The 20,473-nt window shown below is 55.5% G+C and carries 16 protein-coding genes; 9 read left to right on the top strand and 7 right to left on the bottom strand.

Going from position 1 to position 20,473, the window contains the following annotated elements; genetic code table 11:
• Positions 1–66: 66 nt before the first annotated feature.
• Positions 67–1,746, top strand: coding sequence for a ShlB/FhaC/HecB family hemolysin secretion/activation protein (locus ABOC97_RS18595; protein ID WP_349600608.1), 1,680 nt, complete (start codon positions 67–69; stop codon positions 1,744–1,746).
• A 52-nt stretch (positions 1,747–1,798) separates the two neighbouring features.
• On the opposite strand, the gene mfd is transcribed toward ABOC97_RS18595, so the two are convergent.
• Positions 1,799–5,245 (bottom strand): transcription-repair coupling factor, encoded by a 3,447-nt coding sequence (gene mfd, locus ABOC97_RS18590; RefSeq protein ID WP_349600606.1) that lies wholly within the window; start codon positions 5,243–5,245, stop codon positions 1,799–1,801.
• A 161-nt stretch (positions 5,246–5,406) separates the two neighbouring features.
• Positions 5,407–6,333, bottom strand: a complete 927-nt coding sequence (melR, locus tag ABOC97_RS18585) for a transcriptional regulator MelR (protein WP_349600603.1) — start codon at positions 6,331–6,333, stop codon at positions 5,407–5,409.
• Between the two features lie 268 nt (positions 6,334–6,601).
• Between melR and melA the strand changes: the two genes are divergently transcribed.
• The 3 genes from melA (at position 6,602) to ABOC97_RS18570 (ending at position 9,730) form a co-directional block, all read left to right on the top strand.
• Entirely contained in the window at positions 6,602–7,957 is a 1,356-nt protein-coding gene (gene melA, locus ABOC97_RS18580; RefSeq protein WP_349600600.1) for an alpha-glucosidase/alpha-galactosidase, read from the top strand.
• A gap of 85 nt (positions 7,958–8,042) precedes the next feature.
• Positions 8,043–9,473, top strand: a complete 1,431-nt coding sequence (gene melB / locus ABOC97_RS18575) for a melibiose:sodium transporter MelB (protein ID WP_349600597.1) — start codon at positions 8,043–8,045, stop codon at positions 9,471–9,473.
• 2 nt (positions 9,474–9,475) lie between these two features.
• Complete coding sequence (locus tag ABOC97_RS18570) at positions 9,476–9,730, top strand: SemiSWEET transporter (RefSeq protein ID WP_349600594.1); 255 nt, start codon at positions 9,476–9,478, stop codon at positions 9,728–9,730.
• Positions 9,731–9,785: 55 nt separating this feature from the next.
• Here the strand turns inward: ABOC97_RS18570 and ABOC97_RS18565 are convergent, their stop codons facing one another.
• On the bottom strand, positions 9,786–10,415 hold the full coding sequence (locus ABOC97_RS18565) for a DUF2238 domain-containing protein (RefSeq protein ID WP_349600726.1): 630 nt from the start codon (positions 10,413–10,415) through the stop codon (positions 9,786–9,788).
• A 173-nt stretch (positions 10,416–10,588) separates the two neighbouring features.
• Here ABOC97_RS18565 and lolC point away from each other — a divergent pair, with 173 nt between their 5' ends.
• The 5 genes from lolC to cobB all read left to right on the top strand — a co-directional run bounded on the left by lolC (position 10,589) and on the right by cobB (position 15,612).
• Entirely contained in the window at positions 10,589–11,788 is a 1,200-nt protein-coding gene (lolC, locus tag ABOC97_RS18560; protein WP_349600591.1) for a lipoprotein-releasing ABC transporter permease subunit LolC, read from the top strand.
• Positions 11,781–12,482, top strand: coding sequence for a lipoprotein-releasing ABC transporter ATP-binding protein LolD (gene lolD / locus ABOC97_RS18555; RefSeq protein WP_112202245.1), 702 nt, complete (start codon positions 11,781–11,783; stop codon positions 12,480–12,482). Before lolC ends, lolD begins: the two co-directional genes overlap by 8 nt.
• Positions 12,482–13,726 (top strand): lipoprotein-releasing ABC transporter permease subunit LolE, encoded by a 1,245-nt coding sequence (lolE, locus tag ABOC97_RS18550; RefSeq protein WP_349600589.1) that lies wholly within the window; start codon positions 12,482–12,484, stop codon positions 13,724–13,726. The genes lolD and lolE overlap by 1 nt, the downstream gene beginning before the upstream one ends.
• Positions 13,727–13,866: 140 nt before the next feature.
• Positions 13,867–14,778, top strand: coding sequence for an N-acetylglucosamine kinase (nagK, locus tag ABOC97_RS18545; protein ID WP_349600723.1), 912 nt, complete (start codon positions 13,867–13,869; stop codon positions 14,776–14,778).
• 12 nt (positions 14,779–14,790) lie between these two features.
• Complete coding sequence (cobB, locus tag ABOC97_RS18540) at positions 14,791–15,612, top strand: Sir2 family NAD+-dependent deacetylase (protein WP_349600586.1); 822 nt, start codon at positions 14,791–14,793, stop codon at positions 15,610–15,612.
• A gap of 763 nt (positions 15,613–16,375) precedes the next feature.
• Here the strand turns inward: cobB and potD are convergent.
• The 4 genes from potD to potA are packed head-to-tail and all read right to left on the bottom strand — an operon-like array spanning position 16,376 to position 20,203.
• Complete coding sequence (gene potD / locus ABOC97_RS18535) at positions 16,376–17,422, bottom strand: spermidine/putrescine ABC transporter substrate-binding protein PotD (RefSeq protein ID WP_349600583.1); 1,047 nt, start codon at positions 17,420–17,422, stop codon at positions 16,376–16,378.
• 15 nt (positions 17,423–17,437) lie between these two features.
• Positions 17,438–18,229 (bottom strand): spermidine/putrescine ABC transporter permease PotC, encoded by a 792-nt coding sequence (gene potC / locus ABOC97_RS18530; protein WP_349600581.1) that lies wholly within the window; start codon positions 18,227–18,229, stop codon positions 17,438–17,440.
• Entirely contained in the window at positions 18,226–19,083 is an 858-nt protein-coding gene (gene potB / locus ABOC97_RS18525; RefSeq protein WP_234508404.1) for a spermidine/putrescine ABC transporter permease PotB, read from the bottom strand. Before potB ends, potC begins: the two co-directional genes overlap by 4 nt.
• On the bottom strand, positions 19,067–20,203 hold the full coding sequence (potA, locus tag ABOC97_RS18520; protein ID WP_349600577.1) for a spermidine/putrescine ABC transporter ATP-binding protein PotA: 1,137 nt from the start codon (positions 20,201–20,203) through the stop codon (positions 19,067–19,069). The genes potB and potA overlap by 17 nt, the downstream gene beginning before the upstream one ends.
• Positions 20,204–20,473 lie beyond the last annotated feature (270 nt).

Genomic DNA, 20,473 nt, shown 5'->3' with positions numbered 1-20,473 from the left:
TCACTGGCCACCGGGAAGGTGGCCAGTTTTTATTCTGACTTTATAAGAGCAAGGGATCTCCCCACTATGCGACGTCAGCTTGTGGCTTTTGTCTGCTATTCCATTTTTATTCCGTTTTGCCCCCACGTCATGGCTGACAGCGGCCCGGTCATCCATCCCTCTACAAGCCAAACCGACAATCAGAAAGCCCGTCAAACGCAGCTTACGCCGCAGGGCACCGAAGTGATGGCGAGCAAAAGCACGCTGCGCCCCGGCGAGCTGGACTTTCCGCAGGAAACGCCCTGTTTTACCCTCAACCGGGTGGTGATTGATAATCGCCCGGCGCTGCCGCAGTGGCTGCCGTTGAAATCGCTGCTTAAGCAGGCACAGGGCCGCTGCCTGGGGGCGAAAGGAGTTAATCTGCTGGCGCGTGCGGTGCAAAACCAGATTATTGCCGGCGGCTACATTACCAGCCGCGTGGCAATTCCCAACCAGGATCTGCGCACCGGCGAACTGCATTTACGGCTCCAGCCCGGCAAGGTTGGAGAAATTCAGTGGCGCGATGGCAGCCAGCAGAACGTGCATTTTGGCAATACGCTGCCGCTCTCCTCGGGCGATTTGATGTCACTTCGCGCGCTGGAGCAGGGGCTGGAAAACCTCCAGCGGGTGCCGGGAACAACAGCGAGTATTAAGCTGAAACCGGGTGCGCACGACGGCGAAAGCGATATCGAGATGTCACGCCAGCAGGCGAAACTCTGGCGCCTCGGCGCGTGGGTGGATGATGCGGGGAGCAAATACACCGGGCGCTATCAGGGCGGCGGCACGCTGTATCTGGATAATATCACTACCCTCGACGACCTGATTTATCTCTCGGCGGGCGGCGGACTGCAAAACCAGGGGGATAAAAATTCAAAGTACGGTACCGCCTATTATTCGGTGCCGTTCGGCTGGTGGTCGCTGGATCTCTACGCCAGCCGCGACAAGTACACCCAGCGGGTGGTGGATGGCAGCAATACCTATGAATACAGCGGCGATGAACGAAATCTTAGCGCCACGCTTAACCGCATGCTGTTTCGCAGCGGCTATCAGAAATTACAGGCCAGCCTCCAGGTGCTGAAGCGCGACGACGAATATGACCTTAACGATACGGAAATTCTCGTCCAGGCACACGACATGGCCTCGTGGCGCGCTACCCTTGAGCATACGGCTTATCCGGGTAAGGCGGTCATTGATACCAAAGTCTCGTTCCAGCGCAACACCAGCTGGCTGGGGGCGGAACAGTCGGTGGAAGAGCAAACTGGCAATGCCGACGAGGGCTCGCGGCTTATCAATATTGACGTTGAGGCCAACGTGCCGTTCTCGCTGTTCAATCGTTCATTGAGCTGGCATCCGCACTACAGCCAGCAGATAACGCCGGATAAGCTCAATCTTCCCGACCAGCTTTCCATCGGCAATCGCTGGACGGTGCGCGGTTTTGACGGTGATACCACGTTGCAGGCTGACAGCGGCTGGTTCCTGCGCAACGATCTCAACCTGAATCTGCCTTCACTGGCGGCGCAGTTTTATCTGGGGATGGATATTGGTCGGGTCAGCGGACAGGGTAGCGAGATTTATTCCACCACCTATCTGGCGGGCGGCGTGGCCGGGCTGCGCGGGGTGCTGTGGAAAACCAACTACGATTTCTTTGCCGGTACGCCGTTTGTGCATCCAGATGAGCTCGACGCCAGCCCGCTGGTGTTGGGCATGACGCTGCGCTGGGAGTACTAAGAGAAACGGTGGATGGGAAAAATCCCGGCAGCGGGTGCTGCCGGGAACGGGGTCAGGCGAGGGCATTCTCTTCAAGCTGGCGCATAAACTGACGAACCCAGTCCATGCGGGTTTTGCGTTCGCTCAGATCCTGGAAGAACTTCAGCCGCGTCGGGCCATCAAGGCGATAGTGCTGCGGCTGTTTTTGCAGCAGGCCAATCAGCCACGACGGGTTAACGTGATTCTTCTCGGCAAACTCAACCACGCCGCCTTTCTCGTTGCCTTCCAGCTTGCGGATCCCCAGCTTTTGCGCCTGTTGGCGTAGACGGGCGATATCCAGCAGATTACGCGCCGCATCAGGCAGCAGGCCAAAGCGGTCAATCAGCTCAACCTTGATTTCATCAAGCTCATTCTCACCTTTGGCGCTGGCGATACGTTTATAGAACGACAGGCGGGTATTAACGTCCGGAATATAATCATCCGGCAGCAGCGACGGCATACGGAGCTCGACTTCCGTTTGCTGGTTGGTGAGATCTTCCAGCGACGGCTCGCGCCCCTCTTTCAGCGCATCGACGGCGTTTTCCAGCATCTCCATATACAGCGAGAAGCCGACGGACTCCATCTGCCCGCTCTGGCCTTCGCCCAGCAGTTCGCCCGCGCCGCGAATCTCCAGATCGTGAGTCGCCAGCGCAAAGCCCGCGCCTAAATCTTCCAGCGAGGCGATGGCTTCCAGACGTTTTTGCGCATCGGTAGTCATCGCTTTTGGATGCGGCGTCAGCAGCCAGGCGTAGGCCTGGTGGTGCGAACGGCCTACGCGGCCGCGTAGCTGGTGTAGCTGGGCAAGGCCGAAGTGGTCGGCGCGCTCGATGATAATAGTGTTGGCGGTTGGAATATCGATCCCGGTTTCGATGATGGTGGTACACACCAGCACGTTGAAGCGCTGGTGGTGGAAATCATTCATCACCCGCTCGAGTTCGCGCTCGCGCATCTGACCGTGGCCGATGGCAATTCGCGCTTCCGGCACCAGTTCCGCCAGCTTATCGGCGGTTTTCTGAATGTTTTCGACATCGTTGAACAGGTAGTACACCTGGCCGCCGCGCAGGGTTTCACGCAGAATCGCTTCGCGTACCACCAGGCTGTCGTATTCGCGGACGAAGGTTTTCACCGCCAGACGACGCGCTGGAGGGGTGGCGATGATCGACAGATCGCGCATTCCGCTCATCGCCATATTCAGCGTACGTGGAATCGGGGTGGCGGTGAGGGTCAGAATATCGACATCGGCGCGCATCGCTTTGATGCGTTCTTTATGACGAACACCAAAGCGGTGCTCCTCATCGACAATCAGCAGGCCCAGATCGCGCAGCTTCACGTCGCTTTGCAGCAGCTTGTGGGTGCCAATCAGAATGTCGATTTTGCCCTCGGCAACTTCCTGCAGGATTTGTGTTTGCTCTTTGGCGCTACGAAAACGCGATAGCATCTCGATGCGCACCGGCCAGTTGGCGAAGCGGTCACGGAAGTTGTCATAGTGCTGCTGCGCCAGCAGGGTGGTTGGCACCAGCACAGCCACCTGTTTGTGGTTTTCCACCGCAAGGAAGGCGGCGCGCATCGCCACTTCGGTTTTACCAAAGCCGACGTCGCCGCACACCAGACGGTCCATCGCCAGCGGCTGGCACATATCGCTCAGCACGGCGTTGATCGCCTGCGCCTGATCCGGCGTGGTTTCAAACGGGAAGCTGTCACAGAACAGTTGATACTGCTCGCGATCGTGCTTGAAGGCAAAGCCGGACTTCGCCGCGCGCTGGGCGTAGATATCCAGCAGTTCGGCCGCGACATCGCGCACCTTTTCGGCGGCTTTCTGCCGAGCCCGCGACCAGGCGTCGCCGCCCAGTTTATGCAGTGGGGCACTTTCATCCGCGCCGCCGGCGTAGCGGCTGATCAAATGCAGCGACGACACCGGCACGTACAGCTTGGCGTCGTTGGCATACATCAGCATCAAATATTCCGCGGTAATGCCGCCCGCTTCGAGCGTGGTCATTCCCGCATAGCGGCCAACGCCGTGCTCAAGATGCACCACCGGCTGGCCGATGTGTAGCTCTGCCAGGTTGCGGATTAAGGTATCCGGGTTGATGGTCCGCCGGGCGTCCTGGCGGCGACGGGCCACGCGCTCCCCGAGCAGATCGCTTTCGCAAATCAGCGCCCGGTTATGCTGGGTATCGATAAACCCGTGTTCCGCCGCGCCAAGCATCAGATAGCGCTGGTTATCAACGGCTTCATCAAGGCGCTGAATGCGCTTTGGCGCCAGCTTAATACGCGCCAGCAGTTCACCCAGCGCTTCGCGACGGCCCTCACTTTCGACCGAGAAAATCACCGGGCCGCTGAAGCCCTCAATGAATTTACGCAGGTTCTCCAGCGGCGATTTGTTCTGCGCCTGCACCGAGAGATCCGGCAGCGGCTGGAAGCCGAGGTTAACGTGGGCCGCTTTTTTCGCCAGGTGCTCGGTTTTGAGCTGCACGCGCGGCCATTTTTTCAGCTCGCCGTTGAGCTCGTCAACGCGTAGCCACAGGCGGTCTGGGGCCAACAGCGGACGCATCGGGTCAACGCCGCGATTCTCGAAACGCGCCTGCGCGTCGGCCTGGAAGCGGTTGGCGCTGGCTTCGATATCACCGGTATTCACCAGCAAGGTGTTCGCCGGGAAGTAGCTGAACAGTGGCGGCAGCGGTTCGCTAAAGAACAGCGGCTGCCAGTATTCGATGCCGGCAGGCAGCGTGCCTTTACTCACCTGCTGGTAGACATGCTCGGCGTCGCGCTTAACGTCAAATTGGTCGCGCCACTGGCTGCGGAACAGTTCAATGGCCGTTTTGTCGGTCGGAAACTCATGCGCTGGCAGCAGATTGATGGCGGTAACTTCTTCGAGCGTGCGCTGGCTGTCGACGTCAAAGACGCGCAGGCTGTCTATTTCATCATCGAAAAAGTCCAGACGGTACGGCTGCTCGCTACCCATCGGATAAAGATCAAGCAGCGCGCCGCGGGTGGCGTATTCGCCGTGCTCCATAACCTGATCGACGTGACGATACCCGGCGCTGTCAAGCTGCATGCGCAGTGCGTCACGCGACAGTTGCTGGCCTTTTTTCATCACCAGCGCATGGCCGTGCAGGAAACTGTGCGGGCAAACGCGCTGCATTAAGGTGCTGACCGGGACGATCAGCACGCCGCGCTTCATGGATGGCAGCTGATAGAGCGTGGACAGGCGCGAGGAGATGATGTCCTGATGCGGGGAGAAGCTGTCGTACGGCAGCGTTTCCCAGTCGGCAAGGTTCATCACCAGGTTGTCGGTGAACTGGCTGATTTCGTCGTGTAAACGCAGGGCGTTTTGCATATCCGGGGCGATTAAAACCACCGGGCCGGAATGTTGCTCTGCTATCTCTGCCACCAGCGTCGCGCAGGCGGCGCCGGTCAGTTCGCCAAGCAGGCGCTGTTCGCCGGGTTTGGTCGGTAGGGCATAACGGACATGTTCAGGCATGATCAGCGCACGTTCTCCAGAAAAAACCGTGTGTGTTCGTTCGCTTGCCGCCTGGAGGCGGCATGAATGAGTGGGTATATACACGGTAATGATATCAATTTTATGATCTTATTATCCGTGATGACGGCGGGAGTGCAACCGCTGAAAATTGCGATGCGCTATCAGATTAACTGTCTGCGCTGCTGGCTCAGCTTGCGATACTGCTGCGGCGACATACCAACCAGCTTGCTGAATGTACTGTAAAAACGGCTGCTGGAGCGGAACCCGGCGGTCATCGCCACGTCGAGAATGGTTTTATCGGTATCGCTTAACAGGGCGCGCACGTGGTTTATCCGCATCGCCGTAATGTACTGTTTTAATGTCAATTGCATGACCCGCTGGAAAATACCCATCGCGTAGTTGGCGTTGAGTTTGACGTGCTCGGCGACGTCGTTGATGGTCAGCGCCTGATCGTAGTTATCGGCAATAAATCCCAGCATCTGGCTGACGTAAAACTGCGCGTGGCGCGAGACGCTGTTTTTATGGGTACGTGAGGTTTTGTTGAGCAGAATCGGCTGCCAGCCTGACAGACTAAAACGCTTGAGCATCAGGCCGATTTCATCGATCGCCAACTGGCGAATTTGCTCATTCGGGCTGCTCATCTCTTGCTGCCAGCGCAGGACTTCAAAGGTGCTGAGCTGCTGGGTTGCTAATGATTTAATCACCATCCCGTGGGTGACATGGTTAATCAACTCCCGATCCAGTGGCCAGGAGAGAAAAAGATGCATCGGCAGGTTGAAAATCGCCATCTGCTGGCAATGCCCGATACGCGTGAGTTGATGCGGGGTACAGGCCCAGAACAGGGAGATATGCCCTTGTTTAATCTGCACCACTTCATTGTTGATCAAATACTCCACGTCGCCGTCGAACGGCACGTTGACCTCTACCTGACCGTGCCAGTGGCTGGTGGGCATAACATGCGGTCGGCGTAGCTCAATATCCATGCGTTGATATTCGGAATAGAGCGACAGCGGGCTGCGGGTCTGCTTTTCATCGCCATTGCACATATGCGGGTCGGGCGGCAGAAAGGTTATCGGCTCGGTACTCATCGTGACTCCATTTCCTGAATTGTCAGAATCATGCCAGCTTTGGCGTCGGCAGAGCGCGAATACGGACACATATCCAACACCTGTTATTCATATTAGAGCGAAAGTGAGGCCGGATACTCTGCTTTTCTGGTGATTTTATCCCAAAAGCTCAGATCGGAATGAGATCAGCATAGGATCTGAGTTTATGGGAATGCTCCTCAGGGAAGCTGGAAGTTTTTCGCCAGGCACCGTGCCACCATGAACGTGTTCACTACTGTTCTGGAGAGTCATGATGACAGCACCAAAGATTACCTTTATCGGCGCGGGTTCTACTATTTTCGTCAAAAATATTCTCGGCGATGTTTTTCATCGCGAGGCGTTAAAGTCGGCGCATATTGCGCTGATGGATATTGATGAAAAGCGGCTGGAAGAGTCGCACATTGTGGTGCGTAAATTGATGGATTCCGCCGGCGCATCGGGCCATATCACCTGCCATACCAACCAGAAAGCGGCGCTGCAGGATGCAGATTTTGTCGTCGTCGCCTTCCAGATTGGCGGCTATGAACCTTGTACCGTCACCGATTTTGAAGTTTGTAAACGCCACGGGCTGGAACAAACCATCGCTGATACCCTTGGCCCTGGCGGCATTATGCGTGCGCTGCGTACCATTCCGCATCTTTGGCAAATCTGTGACGATATGACGGAAGTCTGCCCGGATGCCACCATGCTGAACTACGTTAACCCGATGGCGATGAATACCTGGGCCATGTATGCCCGCTACCCGCATATCAAACAGGTGGGGCTGTGCCACTCGGTACAGGGGACCGCGGAGGAGCTGGCGCGTGACCTGGATATCGATCCTGCCACGCTACGTTACCGCAGCGCGGGAATTAACCACATGGCTTTTTATCTTGAGCTGGAACGTAAAACGGCCGATGGCAGCTATGTGAATCTTTATCCGGAACTGTTGGCGGCCTATGAATCAGGGCAGGCGCCGAAGCCAAATGTCCATGGCAACGATCGCTGCGAGAATATCGTACGCTACGAGATGTTCAAAAAGCTGGGCTACTTTGTTACCGAGTCCTCTGAGCATTTTGCCGAATACACCCCGTGGTTTATCAAGCCGGGACGCGAAGATCTGATTGCGCGCTATAAAGTGCCGCTGGATGAATATCCGAAACGCTGCGTTGAACAGCTGGCGAACTGGAATAAAGAGCTGGAAGAGTACAAAACCGCAGAGCGAATCGATATCAAACCGTCGCGTGAATACGCCAGTACCATCATGAACGCCATCTGGACCGGTGAACCGAGCGTGATTTACGGTAACGTACGTAACGACGGGCTTATCGATAACCTACCGCAGGGCAGCTGCGTTGAAGTGGCCTGTCTGGTGGATGCCAATGGTATTCAACCAACTAAGGTCGGGACGATCCCTTCGCATCTGGCGGCGATGATGCAGACCAATATTAACGTCCAGACGCTGCTGACGGAGGCCATTCTGACCGAAAGCCGTAGCCGGGTGTATCACGCCACGATGATGGACCCGCACACCGCGGCGGTACTTGGCATTGAGGAGATTTACGCGCTGGTGGATGACCTGATCGCCGCTCACGGCGACTGGCTACCGACCTGGCTGCAGCGTTAATACCCAACGACGCCGGGCGGTGTATCCGGCGTTTTACCTCGCACATAACAGCAGGCGGGCGCTGGTAACAGTGACCCGGTACCCTATGAGCATCTCTCTGAAAACAAAACTAAGTTACGGGTTCGGTGCATTTGGTAAGGATTTCGCGATCGGCATCGTTTATATGTATCTGATGTATTACTACACCGATGTTGTCGGTCTATCGGTCGGTGTGGTCGGGACGTTATTTCTGGTGGCTAAAATCTGGAACGCCATCAACGATCCGGTGATGGGGTGGATAGTCAATGCCACCCGTTCGCGGTGGGGTAAGTTTAAACCATGGATTCTGCTTGGCACGCTGGCCAACTCTGTGGTGCTGTTTTTACTGTTCAGCGCCCATCTATTTGAAGGGACGGCGCAAATAGTCTTCGTTTGTGTGACCTACATTCTGTGGGGCATGACCTACACCATCATGGATATTCCGTTCTGGTCGCTGGTGCCGACTATCACTCTCGATAAGCATGAACGTGAACAACTGGTGCCATTCCCACGCTTTTTTGCCAGCCTGGCTGGGTTTGTGACTGCCGGAGTCACGCTGCCCTTTGTGAACTACGTGGGCGGTGCGGATCGCGGGTTCGGGTTCCAGATGTTCACGCTGGTGCTGATTGCATTCTTTATTGTCTCGACGATTGTCACGTTGAGAAACGTGCATGAAGTCTTCTCTTCCGACAGCGAGGCCACCGCGGACAGCTCGCGCTTATCGCTAAAATCGATTCTCGCCTTGATCTACAAAAACGATCAGCTCTCGTGTCTGTTGGGCATGGCGCTGGCCTATAACGTGGCGTCGAATATCATCACCGGCTTTGCTATCTACTACTTCACCTATGTCGTGGGTGATGCGGATCTTTTCCCGTACTACCTGTCGTACGCCGGTGCAGCAAACCTACTGACGCTAGTGCTCTTCCCAAGGCTGGCAAAAGCGCTATCGCGGCGAATCCTGTGGTCTGGGGCATCGGTGATGCCGATACTGAGCGCCGGTGTGCTGCTGATGATGGCGCTGACGGGCTTCCACAATCTCTTGCTCATTTGCGTGGCAGGCGTACTCCTCAATATTGGTACCGCACTGTTTTGGGTGCTGCAGGTGATTATGGTGGCCGATACCGTCGACTACGGTGAGTACAAGTTTAATGTGCGCTGCGAAAGTATCGCCTATGCGGTGCAAACCATGGTGGTGAAAGGAGGGTCGGCATTTGCGGCGTTCTTTATCGCGGTGGTATTGGGGGTGATTGGCTACGTGCCGAATGGCGTTCAGTCGGTGGAAACGGTGCTCGGAATGCAGTTTATTATGATTGCTCTGCCCACGCTGTTCTTCGCCATTACCCTGGCGCTCTACTTCCGCTACTACCGGTTGAACGGCGATATGCTGCGTAAGATTCAAATTCATCTGTTGGATAAGTATCGCAAAGTACCGCAACCGACGCTGGCGACCGACGCGCAGCTTGCGCCCGTCGCGGCGGTGAGCGAAGTGAAGGCTTAACCATGGAATGGATCCCGCTAATTGGTTATCTGGCCGCAAGCCTGACAACGCTCTCTTTTTTGCCGCAGGCGATTAAGGTTATCTCCACCCGCAACACCCAGGGAATATCCGGGCTGATGTACGTGATGTTTGTGTGCGGATTAGTGATGTGGCTGATATACGGCGTGATGATTGAAGATACGGCGGTCAGTATGGCGAATCTGTTAACGTTGTTGTTTGCCTTGCCGATTCTGATTATCAAGCTGCGTCGAGGATAGCGGTTGAGGTAATCTCTCCGGCCAACACGGACAGCGTGTCGGCCGGAGAAAGCAATCAGGCGCTTATCAGGCCGTAACGCTTTAACTGCCGACAATGCACGCCCGCCAGAAAAATGACCGTTGTCAACGCGCCGAGCAGGGCGCAGAACATATCCGACTGGGTATCCCACGGATCGCCCTGGGTGCCGAGGAAATCATCCGCGCCTTGTCCCATCGCCAGTGCCGCCCACCATTCGATAAGTTCATAGGTGGCGCTAATGGCCAATGCCACGCAGCACACCAAAAACGCCAGCATCTTACGGCCACGAACAAATTGTCCACGGGCGAGAATTTCCCGCGCCGCCAGCGCCGGAACCAGCCCCTGGAAGAAGTGGCCCAATTTATCGTACGGGTTACGGCTGAGATCCAGCCACGCCTGTACATCAAAACCAATCGGCACTTTGGCGTAAGTGTACTGTCCGCCAACCATCAGAATAATGGCGTGAAAGAAAATCATCGCGTAGAGCAGGGGAGTCAGCGGGTAGCGTTTGGCCGTCAGCAGCAGCAATGGCACAATGATAATCACCGGTGTGACTTCCATAATCCACGTCACCTTCTCGGTGGCGCTGACGCCGGTGTAGATCAGAAACAGCGCCAGCAACAGGGCGCCTGCGGGTAACAACAGAGGATTTAAGCTGCGGATCATCATGAATTCGCGATTAAAGGGAAAACAACACTATTGACCGTTGCGATGGAAAATTCAATGTTCGGTGTTGTTCCGTCAGCGGAATGTCAGGCTTGGCTTACGGTTCAGTCATTTACCCATCCCGCTTTCGCTTATATACTCGTGCTTCTGCTATCAGCAACCAGACGGATTACATGTACCAACCTGTCGCACTATTTATTGGCCTGCGCTATATGCGCGGGCGGGCAGCGGACCGCTTCGGTCGCTTTGTTTCCTGGCTGTCGACCATCGGCATTACGCTTGGCGTAATGGCGCTAGTCACCGTTCTTTCGGTGATGAACGGCTTTGAACGCGAGCTGCAAAACAACATCCTGGGGCTGATGCCGCAGGCCATTCTGAGCGCTGAACATGGCTCGTTGAACCCGCAAAAATATCCTGAAGCGAGTATCAAACTGCAGGGCGTGACCCGCGTGGCACCGCTAACCACCGGCGATGTGGTGCTGCAAAGCGCGCGCAGCGTCTCGGTTGGCGTGATGCTGGGCATCGATCCGGCGCAAAAAGATCCGCTAACCCCGTATCTGGTGAACGTCAAACAGACCGACCTTGTGGCCGGGAAGTACAACGTGATCATCGGTGAACAGCTTGCCGGGCAGCTGGGCGTGAACCGTGGCGATCAAATTCGCGTCATGGTGCCGTCTGCCAGTCAGTTTACGCCGATGGGACGTCTGCCAAGCCAGCGTCTGTTTACGATAATCGGTACCTTCGCGGCCAATAGTGAAGTTGACGGCTACCAGATGCTGGTCAACATTCAGGACGCCTCGCGCCTGATGCTCTACCCGCTGGGCAACATTACCGGCTGGCGTCTGTGGCTGGATAAACCGCTCCAGGTTGACACCTTAAGTCAGCAAACTCTGCCGGAAGGCACCAAATGGCAGGACTGGCGCGAGCGTAAAGGCGAGCTGTTCCAGGCCGTGCGCATGGAAAAGAACATGATGGGCCTGCTGCTAAGCCTGATCGTCGCCGTGGCGGCGTTTAACATCATCACCTCGCTGGGGCTGATGGTGATGGAGAAGCAGGGAGAGGTGGCGATTCTGCAAACGCAGGGGCTGACGCCAAGACAGATCCTCACCGTCTTTATGGTGCAAGGCGCCAGCGCCGGGATCATCGGCGCTCTGCTGGGCGCGGTGCTTGGCGTGCTGCTCGCCAGCCAGCTTAATAATTTAATGCCGATAATCGGTGCGTTCCTCGACGGCGCGGCGCTGCCGGTCGCCATTGAGCCGCTGCAGGTTATCGTGATTGCGCTGGTGGCGATGGCCCTGGCGCTGCTGTCTACGCTGTACCCTTCCTGGCGCGCTGCCGCCACTCAACCCGCTGAGGCTTTACGTTATGAATAAGATCCTGTTGCAATGCGACAACCTGTGCAAACGCTATCAGGAAGGCACCGTGCAAACTGATGTTCTGCACGATGTCAGCTTCAGTATTGCCGAAGGCGAGATGATGGCTATCGTCGGCACCTCCGGTTCGGGGAAAAGTACGCTTCTGCATCTGCTGGGTGGCCTGGATACACCAACTTCTGGCGATGTGATTTTCAGCGGCCAGCCGATGAGTTCGCTCTCTTCAGCGGCGAAAGCCGAGCTGCGCAATCAGAAGCTCGGCTTTATCTACCAGTTCCACCATTTGCTGCCGGATTTCACCGCGTTGGAAAACGTGGCTATGCCGCTGCTAATTGGTAAAAAGAAACCGGCCGAGATCAACAGCCGCGCGCTGGAAATGCTCAAAGCGGTAGGGCTCGACCATCGTGCCAGCCACCGTCCTTCTGAGCTGTCCGGCGGCGAGCGTCAACGTGTGGCTATCGCCCGTGCGCTGGTGAATAACCCGCGTCTGGTGCTGGCGGATGAACCGACCGGCAACCTCGATGCTAAAAATGCCGACAGCATCTTCAAGCTGCTCGGCGAGCTGAACCAATCGCAGGGCACCGCCTTTTTAGTGGTGACTCACGATCTGCAGCTTGCCAAACGGATGGGCCGCCAGCTGGAGATGCGTGACGGTCGCTTAAGCGATCAACTAACCCTGATGGGAGCACAGTAATGGCTCCGTCGCTATCGTTACTGATTGGCCTGCGCTTTAGCCGCGGGCGTCGACGCGGCGGAATGGTGTCGCTGATTTCCGTTATTTCTACTGTTGGTATTGCGCTGGGGGTGGCGGTGCTGATCCTCGGCCTGAGCGCCATGAACGGCTTCGAGCGCGAGCTGAACAACCGTATTCTGGCGGTGGTGCCGCACGGTGAAATCGAAGCGGTGAATCAACCGTGGAACAACTGGCGCGCGGTGCTGCCAAAAGTCGAAGCGGTGAAGGGGATTGAAGCCGCCGCGCCGTACATCAACTTTACCGGGCTTGTGGAAAGCGGCAGCAATCTGCGCGCCATTCAGGTGAAAGGGGTTGATCCGCAGCAGGAAAGCAAGCTGAGTGCGCTGCCGAGCTTTGTGCAGGCCAATGCGTGGGCCAATTTCAAGGCCGGTGAGCAGCAGGTTATCCTCGGCAAAGGAGTTGCAGATGCGCTGAAAGTGAAGGCCGGAGATTGGGTTTCCATCATGATCCCCAACTCCAACCCGGAGCATAAGCTGCTGCAGCCTAAACGTGTGCGTCTGCACGTGACCGGAATTTTGCAGCTAAGCGGCCAGCTCGATCATAGTTTTGCCATGATCCCGATGCAGGATGCCCAACAGTATCTCGATATGGGGGACAGTATCTCCGGTATCGCCATCAAGGTGCAGGACGTGTTTAACGCCAATAAGCTGGTGCGCGACGCAGGTGAAGTCACCAATAACTACGTCTATATCAAAAGCTGGATTGGCACTTACGGCTATATGTACCGCGATATTCAGATGATTCGCGCCATCATGTATCTGGCAATGGTGCTGGTTATCGGCGTGGCCTGTTTTAACATCGTCTCCACGCTGGTGATGGCGGTGAAAGACAAAAGTAGCGATATTGCGGTGCTGCGCACATTGGGCGCAAAAGACGGGCTGATCCGCGCGATTTTCGTGTGGTATGGTTTATTATCTGGCCTGTTGGGCAGCGTATGCGGGGTGGTTATCGGGGTGCTTGGCTCCCTTTATCTGACCGGCATTATTAACGTGATTGAAAAACTTATTGGTCATCAGTTTTTATCTGGTGACATTTATTTTATCGACTTCCTGCCGTCTGAATTGCACTGGCTGGATGTCGTTTATGTGCTGGTCACAGCGCTGTTGCTGAGTCTGCTGGCAAGCTGGTATCCCGCCCGCCGCGCCAGCCGTATTGACCCTGCGAGGGTGCTAAGTGGCCAGTAATTTGACGTCCTGACCGTGCGGCTTTGCTGGTGCGCGCGTCAGATTACTCTATGAATTTTGAGTTGCAGGAAGATGGCAGACAAGTGAAGCCAGCGCACCTGCAGCTTGAAAGACGACGAGTATGAGAGGAATTGACAATGATGCATTATGGATTTGACATTGGCGGCAGCAAAATCGCACTTGGCGTATTTGATTCATCGCGCCAGCTTCAGTGGGAAAAACGAATACCTACGCCAAAAGAGAGCTATGAACGTTTTCTTGAGGCCGTGATCGGACTGGTAGTTGAGGCCGATGAGCGCTTTAATTGTCGGGGCAGCGTCGGCATTGGTATCCCCGGCATGCCGGAAACTGAAGGTGGCCTGCTGTATGCCGCCAACGTCCCGGCAGCCAGCGGTCAGCCGTTGCGTGCCGATCTGAGCCGTTTGCTGGAGCGCGATGTCCGCCTCGATAATGACGCCAACTGTTTTGCCATCTCAGAAGCCTGGGATGACGAGTTTACCCAATACCCGCTGGTCATGGGGTTGATTCTGGGTACCGGCGTGGGTGGCGGCATTGTGCAAAACGGTAAATCGATTACCGGTCACAGCTATATTACCGGCGAGTTTGGTCATATTCGTCTGCCGGTTGATGCGCTCGAAGTGGTGGGGCGTGATTTTCCGCTAACCCGCTGCGGTTGCGGTCAGCTCGGTTGTATTGAAAACTATTTATCCGGTCGCGGTTTTGCCTGGTTGTATAACCACTTTTACCAGCAATCGCTCACCTCGCCGGAAATTGTTGCCCTTTGGGAACAGGGAGATCAAAACGCCCGTGAACACGTCGAGCGTTACCTGGATCTGCTGGCCGTGTGCCTCGGCAACATACTGACCATCGTCGACCCGGATTTGCTGGTGCTTGGCGGAGGATTGTCTAATTTTACAGCGATCGCCGATGGACTTGCGCACCGCTTACCGCGCCATTTGTTACCTGTAGCCCGTCCGCCGCGTATTGAACGCGCGCGTCATGGTGATGCAGGAGGGATGCGCGGCGCTGCGTTCCTTCATCTTACTAACTAACATGGAGTAGATATGCAGTCGCGCCGCTTACATCGATTGAGCCGTTTTCGTCGGAATAAACGTCAGTTGCGCCAACGTCTGCGCCAGCGAACCTTTTTCGCGGATAGGGCTATGTCAGAGCAAATGGATAAACCAAGAGTGCTTGTGTTAACGGGCGCCGGGATTTCGGCGGAGTCAGGGATTCGCACCTTCCGTGCGGCTGATGGGTTATGGGAAGAGCATAAAGTTGAGGACGTCGCGACGCCGGAAGGTTACGCGCGCGATCCCGCGCTGGTGCAGAAATTCTATAATGAACGTCGCCGTCAGTTACAGCAGCCGGAAATTGCTCCCAACGCTGCTCACCTGGCGCTGGCGCGTCTGGAAGAGGCGCTCGGCGATAATTTTATGCTGGTGACGCAAAATATCGATAATCTGCACGAACGTGCGGGTAACAGTGACGTGCTGCATATGCACGGCGAGTTGCTGAAAGTGCGCTGTACGCACAGCGGCCAGGTCTTTGACTGGACGGGCGACATGCCGATTGATGAACGTTGTCACTGCTGTCAGTTCCCGGCACCTCTGCGACCGCATATCGTCTGGTTTGGCGAGATGCCGTTTGAGATGGACCACATCTATCTGGCGCTGTCGATGGCGGATATTTTCATCGCTATCGGGACTTCCGGTCACGTCTATCCGGCGGCCGGTTTTGTTCATGAGGCGAAGCTACACGGTGCGCATACCGTTGAGCTGAACCTTGAACCAAGCCTGGTAGGCAGCGAGTTTGAAGAGAAGCATTATGGTCCGGCAAGCGAAGTTGTGCCTGCATACGTTGAGAAGTTGCTCAAAGAGCTGTGAGTTAGCGCGTTGGTAAAGTAAAGGGCAGGGATTATGTGCCCAATACTTGTCAGTTAAGTGCGATATTCCGTTCACTTGATGTTTGGCAGAAGATGAGACATTAATACCCGTGAACGGGCTAAGGGGGGCGCCGCGCCCCCCTTTGCAATCCCCGCGGCCCCGCGGCGAAATCGGTGCTTCGCACTGCGTTCGCCTGCGAACTCCAGCCCGCGGCACGGCTCAACTCGACGCTACTCGTCCCATCCCTGGAACTCGCCCTTCGGGCCAACGCAAGCGTTGTTCAAAATTGCTCCCGGCAATTTTGTCGTGTCTCGGTTCGCCTCAGTCCGCCATCCCTGGCGGCCTGACCTTGTCTTCCATTCTCCGGCTCACCGATTTCAAGCGGGGACTCATCGGTTCCAGCGACTTCGATTTTTGTTTTTAGCTAAAAAACGGAAGCGGCATAGGTGGCGTCTGAATCGCCGAGGCGTTGCCTGAAGGCCGGGGCAGCCCACAGGGATGTGGGCTGAGGGCGCGGTTTTACAGGGATGTTACCTCGCGCCCGACCCGAAAGCCGGAAGGCATAAGCTGAGGGTACCGCGTAGCGGCGATTCTGCCGCCAGAGCGCGGGGGTGCAGGGGGCGGAGGCAATTGTCCGCCCCCTGCGCGCTCCTTGCGCCATTCAGATTATAGGGCGAGAGATAAATCAGGAGCGCAACCGGCTGTAAAGTCAAACTTTTCGTCTAACTCACAAACATCGCCCCAACGCCCCACGTTTACTAACTTAACGCCCGGCTTTCAACTTCTGGTAATACTCTTCATACAGCGTGCTGGTGCTACCAACATCGTTCTGCCACTCGCCTTTATTCACGATTTCCGCATCCGGGTAGAGCGACTTGTCGTTAGCGACTTCCGGGCTTAACAGTTTACGCGCAGCAAGGTTCGGCGTCGGGTAGCCGACGGTTTCCGCGACCTGTTTAGCCACATCCGGGCGTAACAGGAAGTTAATCAGCTTTAACGCGCCTTCTTTATTTTTGGCGTTAGCCGGAATGGACAGACTATCCATCCAGAAGATTCCGCCTTCTTTCGGCCACACGATTTCCAGCGGCGTACCGGCCTGACGAGCGACGTAGGCCGAACCGTTCCACACCATCCCCAGATTGACTTCACCTTCCATGTACGGGTTCGCCGGGTTGTCGGAGTTAAACGCCGCCACGTTTGGCATCAGCTTTTTCAGCTCGTTATAGGCGGCTTCAATCTCTTTGGGATTGGTGGTGTTGCCGGAGTATCCGAGCTTACGCAGGGCAATCTGGAACACTTCGCGCGCGTCGTCGGTTAACAGCAGGCTGCCTTTATATTCCGCTTTCCACAGATCGGCCCAACTGGTGACGGTTTTCGGGTCAATCTCATCACTGTTGACGCCGATAGCCGTTGCGCCCCAGATGTAGGGGATCGAGTAATCATTGTTAGGATCGAACGGCTTGTTGAGCATTTCGGGGTCGAGATTTTTGAAATTGCTCAGCTGCGTTTTGTCGATCTTCTGAATCATGCCTTCTTTGCGCATCTTGTCGACAAAGTAGGTCGACGGCACGACCAAATCGTAAGCGCCGTCTTTGTATGTCTTGAGCTTGGCATACATGGTTTCGTTCGACTCGTAGGTCGAATAGATAACCTTGATGCCGGTCTCTTTGGTGAACTGTTCCAGCAGTCCTGGCGGCACATATTCCGTCCAGTTGTAGAAATAGAGCGTTTTACTATCGTCCGCGTGGGCCGCACCCATACCGAGTGCTAAAGCACCTGCCGCGAGCAGGTGGCGTGACCATTTCATCATTTAACGTCCCCTGAGTTAGTGCCTGATCTGCAGGCTTTTGGTTTTATCACGTGCAATAAGCTGGCTGGCAATCACCATCACCAGCGACAGCACCAACAGAATGGTGGCCAGAGCGTTCACTTCCGGCGAGACGCCGACTTTGACCATCGAGTAAATTTTAAGCGGCAGGATCTCATAGCTCGGCCCGGTGACAAAGGACGATACCACCACGTCATCCATCGACAGGGTAAAGCTCAGCAGCCAACCGGCGGCGACGGCGGGCATCGCCAGCGGTAGAATGATTTTGCGTAAAATGGTGACTTCGCTGGCGCCGAGGTCTTTTGCCGCTTCCAGCATCCGCACGTCAAAACCCTTCAGCCGTGAATAGACGGTGACCACCACAAACGGCAGGCAGAAGGTGATATGCGAGAACAGCAGCGACCAGAAGCCAAGCTGGATACCCAGCAGCATAAACAGCACCAGCAGGGAGATAGCCATCACAATGTCCGGCGACATCATCACCACAAATAACATACCGCTGACGAACGGTTTACCGCGAAAGCGGTAGCGATACAGCGCCACGGCGGTTAACGAACCGATAAGCGTAGCGGCGGTAGCGGAGAAAATCGCCATCGTTAGCGAGTGCTGAGCCGCCTGCAGCAGGCTGTCGTTGTTCATCAGCAGGCCGTACCATTTGGTGGTAAAGCCTTGCCAGTTGATCCCGAAACGCGAACTGTTAAACGAGTTGACGATCAAAATGATAATCGGGATATAGAGGTAGGCATAAATGGCGGACATAAAACCGCCGCGCAGCAGTTTACCGATCATTCCAGCTCCACCTTTTTGTTCAGCAGACGCGAGGCGCGCCAGTAGACCAGCATCAGCAGGCCCATGACCACCGTCAGCGTAATGCTAGTGGCGGCACCAAACGGCCAGTCGCGAATATTCAGGAACTGACTCTTAATCACGTTACCGATAAGCAGATTCTTGGCGCCGCCCATCAGGTCTGAGACGTAGAACAAACCCATCGCCGGCAGCATCACCAGCAGGCAGCCCGCAATAATTCCCGGCATGGTCATCGGAATGATGATGCGGATAAAGGTTTGAAACTTATTGGCGCCCAGATCTTTCGCCGCTTCCAGCAGTGGTTTATCGAGCTTCTCAATGCTTGAGTACAGCGGCATGACCATAAACGGCAGCAGGATGTAGACCAGCCCGATAATCACCGCCGCCGGGGTGAACATAATACGCAGAGGCGTTTCAATAACGCCTGACCACAGCAGGAATTCGTTGAGATAGCCCTTGGTACTGAGGAAAATTTTCAGTCCGTAGATGCGAATGAGCGAGTTGGTCCAGAAGGGAACAATCAGCAAAAACAGCAGCAGCGGGCGCACGTTATGCGGCAGACGTGCCAGGAACCAGGCAAACGGATAGCCCAGAATCAAGCACGCCAGCGTGGCAATCAGCGCCATATTCAGCGAGTGCAGCAGCACCTCGGCATACAGCGGATCGAGCAGCCTGGCGTAGTTGTCCAGGCTAAAGACCATCTGGACGAAGTTGGCATCATCGCGGGTCAGGAAACTGGTGACGATAATCATCAGGTTGGGCAGGAACACAAACAGCACAAGCCAACCGACGATGGTGGCAATCACCACATTCTGGAACTTACTTGTGCTCTTCATCAGCCAGTACAACCTCCCAGCTTTCTACCCAGTTAATCGCCATTTTTTGGTCCAGAGAGTGGTCAAAATCAGGATCATCTTCGTTGAAGAATTCGCTGACCAGCACCATTTTGCCGTTCTCCAGCTCGACGACCGACTCGAGCGTCATACCTTTATAGTTACGTTCACGAACGTAGCCAATCAGACCTTCGGCTTCGACGCCATCATGAATTTCATCAACGCGAAGATCTTCCGGGCGCAGCAGAACGTTGAGTTTTTGCCCTGGCGTCACCGGGAAATTGACGTCGATAGTGCATTCCCGGCCTTCGACGTGGGCGTGAACGCGGCGTTCGTCGAGACGTTCAATGACGGTGGCATTAAAGATATTGATCTCGCCAATGAAGCTGGCGACAAACAGGTTTTTAGGCTCTTCGTAAATTTCACGCGGCGTGCCGTCCTGCTCGATTTTGCCGTCGCGCATCACCACGATTCGGTCGGACATGGTTAACGCTTCTTCCTGATCGTGGGTCACGAAGACAAAGGTAATGCCCAGCTTACGCTGCAACGCTTTCAGTTCGTTTTGCATCTGCTTGCGCAACTTGTAGTCTAGTGCGGAAAGAGACTCGTCCAATAACAGCAGGCTGGGCTTATTGACCACCGCGCGGGCAATGGCGACACGCTGTTGCTGGCCGCCGGAAAGCTGATGTGGCTTACGCTGGGCGAACTCTTCTAATTGCACCATGCGCAGGGCGTCATGGACGCGCGCAGGGATTTCGCTGGCGGGAGTCTTTTGCATGCGCAGACCGAAAGCGACGTTGTCATACACGGTCATGTGGGGGAAAAGCGCGTAGCTCTGGAATACAGTATTGACATGGCGGTCCTCGGCGGGAACCTGGGTGATGTCCTCATTTTCCAGATGAATTTGCCCGGTATCGACGTTTTCCAACCCGGCAATAAGGCGCAGAACGGTGGTTTTACCGCAGCCGGAGGGGCCAAGCAGCGTAAGAAATTCACCGTTATTGATGGTCAAATCAAGATCGGAGATGACCGTTTTACCATCGAAGTCCTTGCGAATCCCCACCAGTTGCACCAGCGGTGACCGCGAACGCGATTGTGTATTCAATTTATTGCTCTGTCCCATGTAAACGCGTCCAGTATCACTTATCGACGCGGGGTTTGTGGTTATCCACCTTTAGACGTTTAGAGGTCTGAAATGTATTAATAAGGGCTGGCATTCTACGGCAAACGATAGCCAATCGCCAATCCTTGTCTAAGCTACGTGTATGTATATCCGGCTATTAGATACCGTTTAGCGAAAAAAAGTTACCTTTGCCGGATTAAAAGTGACCTGACGCAATATTTGTCTTTTCTCGCTTCTTGATAATGTTGTCACAAAAAGAGAGGGTGGCTA

It is taken from the genome of Kluyvera huaxiensis, from assembly GCF_040149365.1.
GTDB classification, from domain to species: domain Bacteria; phylum Pseudomonadota; class Gammaproteobacteria; order Enterobacterales; family Enterobacteriaceae; genus Kluyvera; species Kluyvera intermedia_A.
The sequence above is the reverse complement of the archived record's forward strand: the minus strand, read 5'-3'. Positions and strand labels throughout refer to the sequence as shown.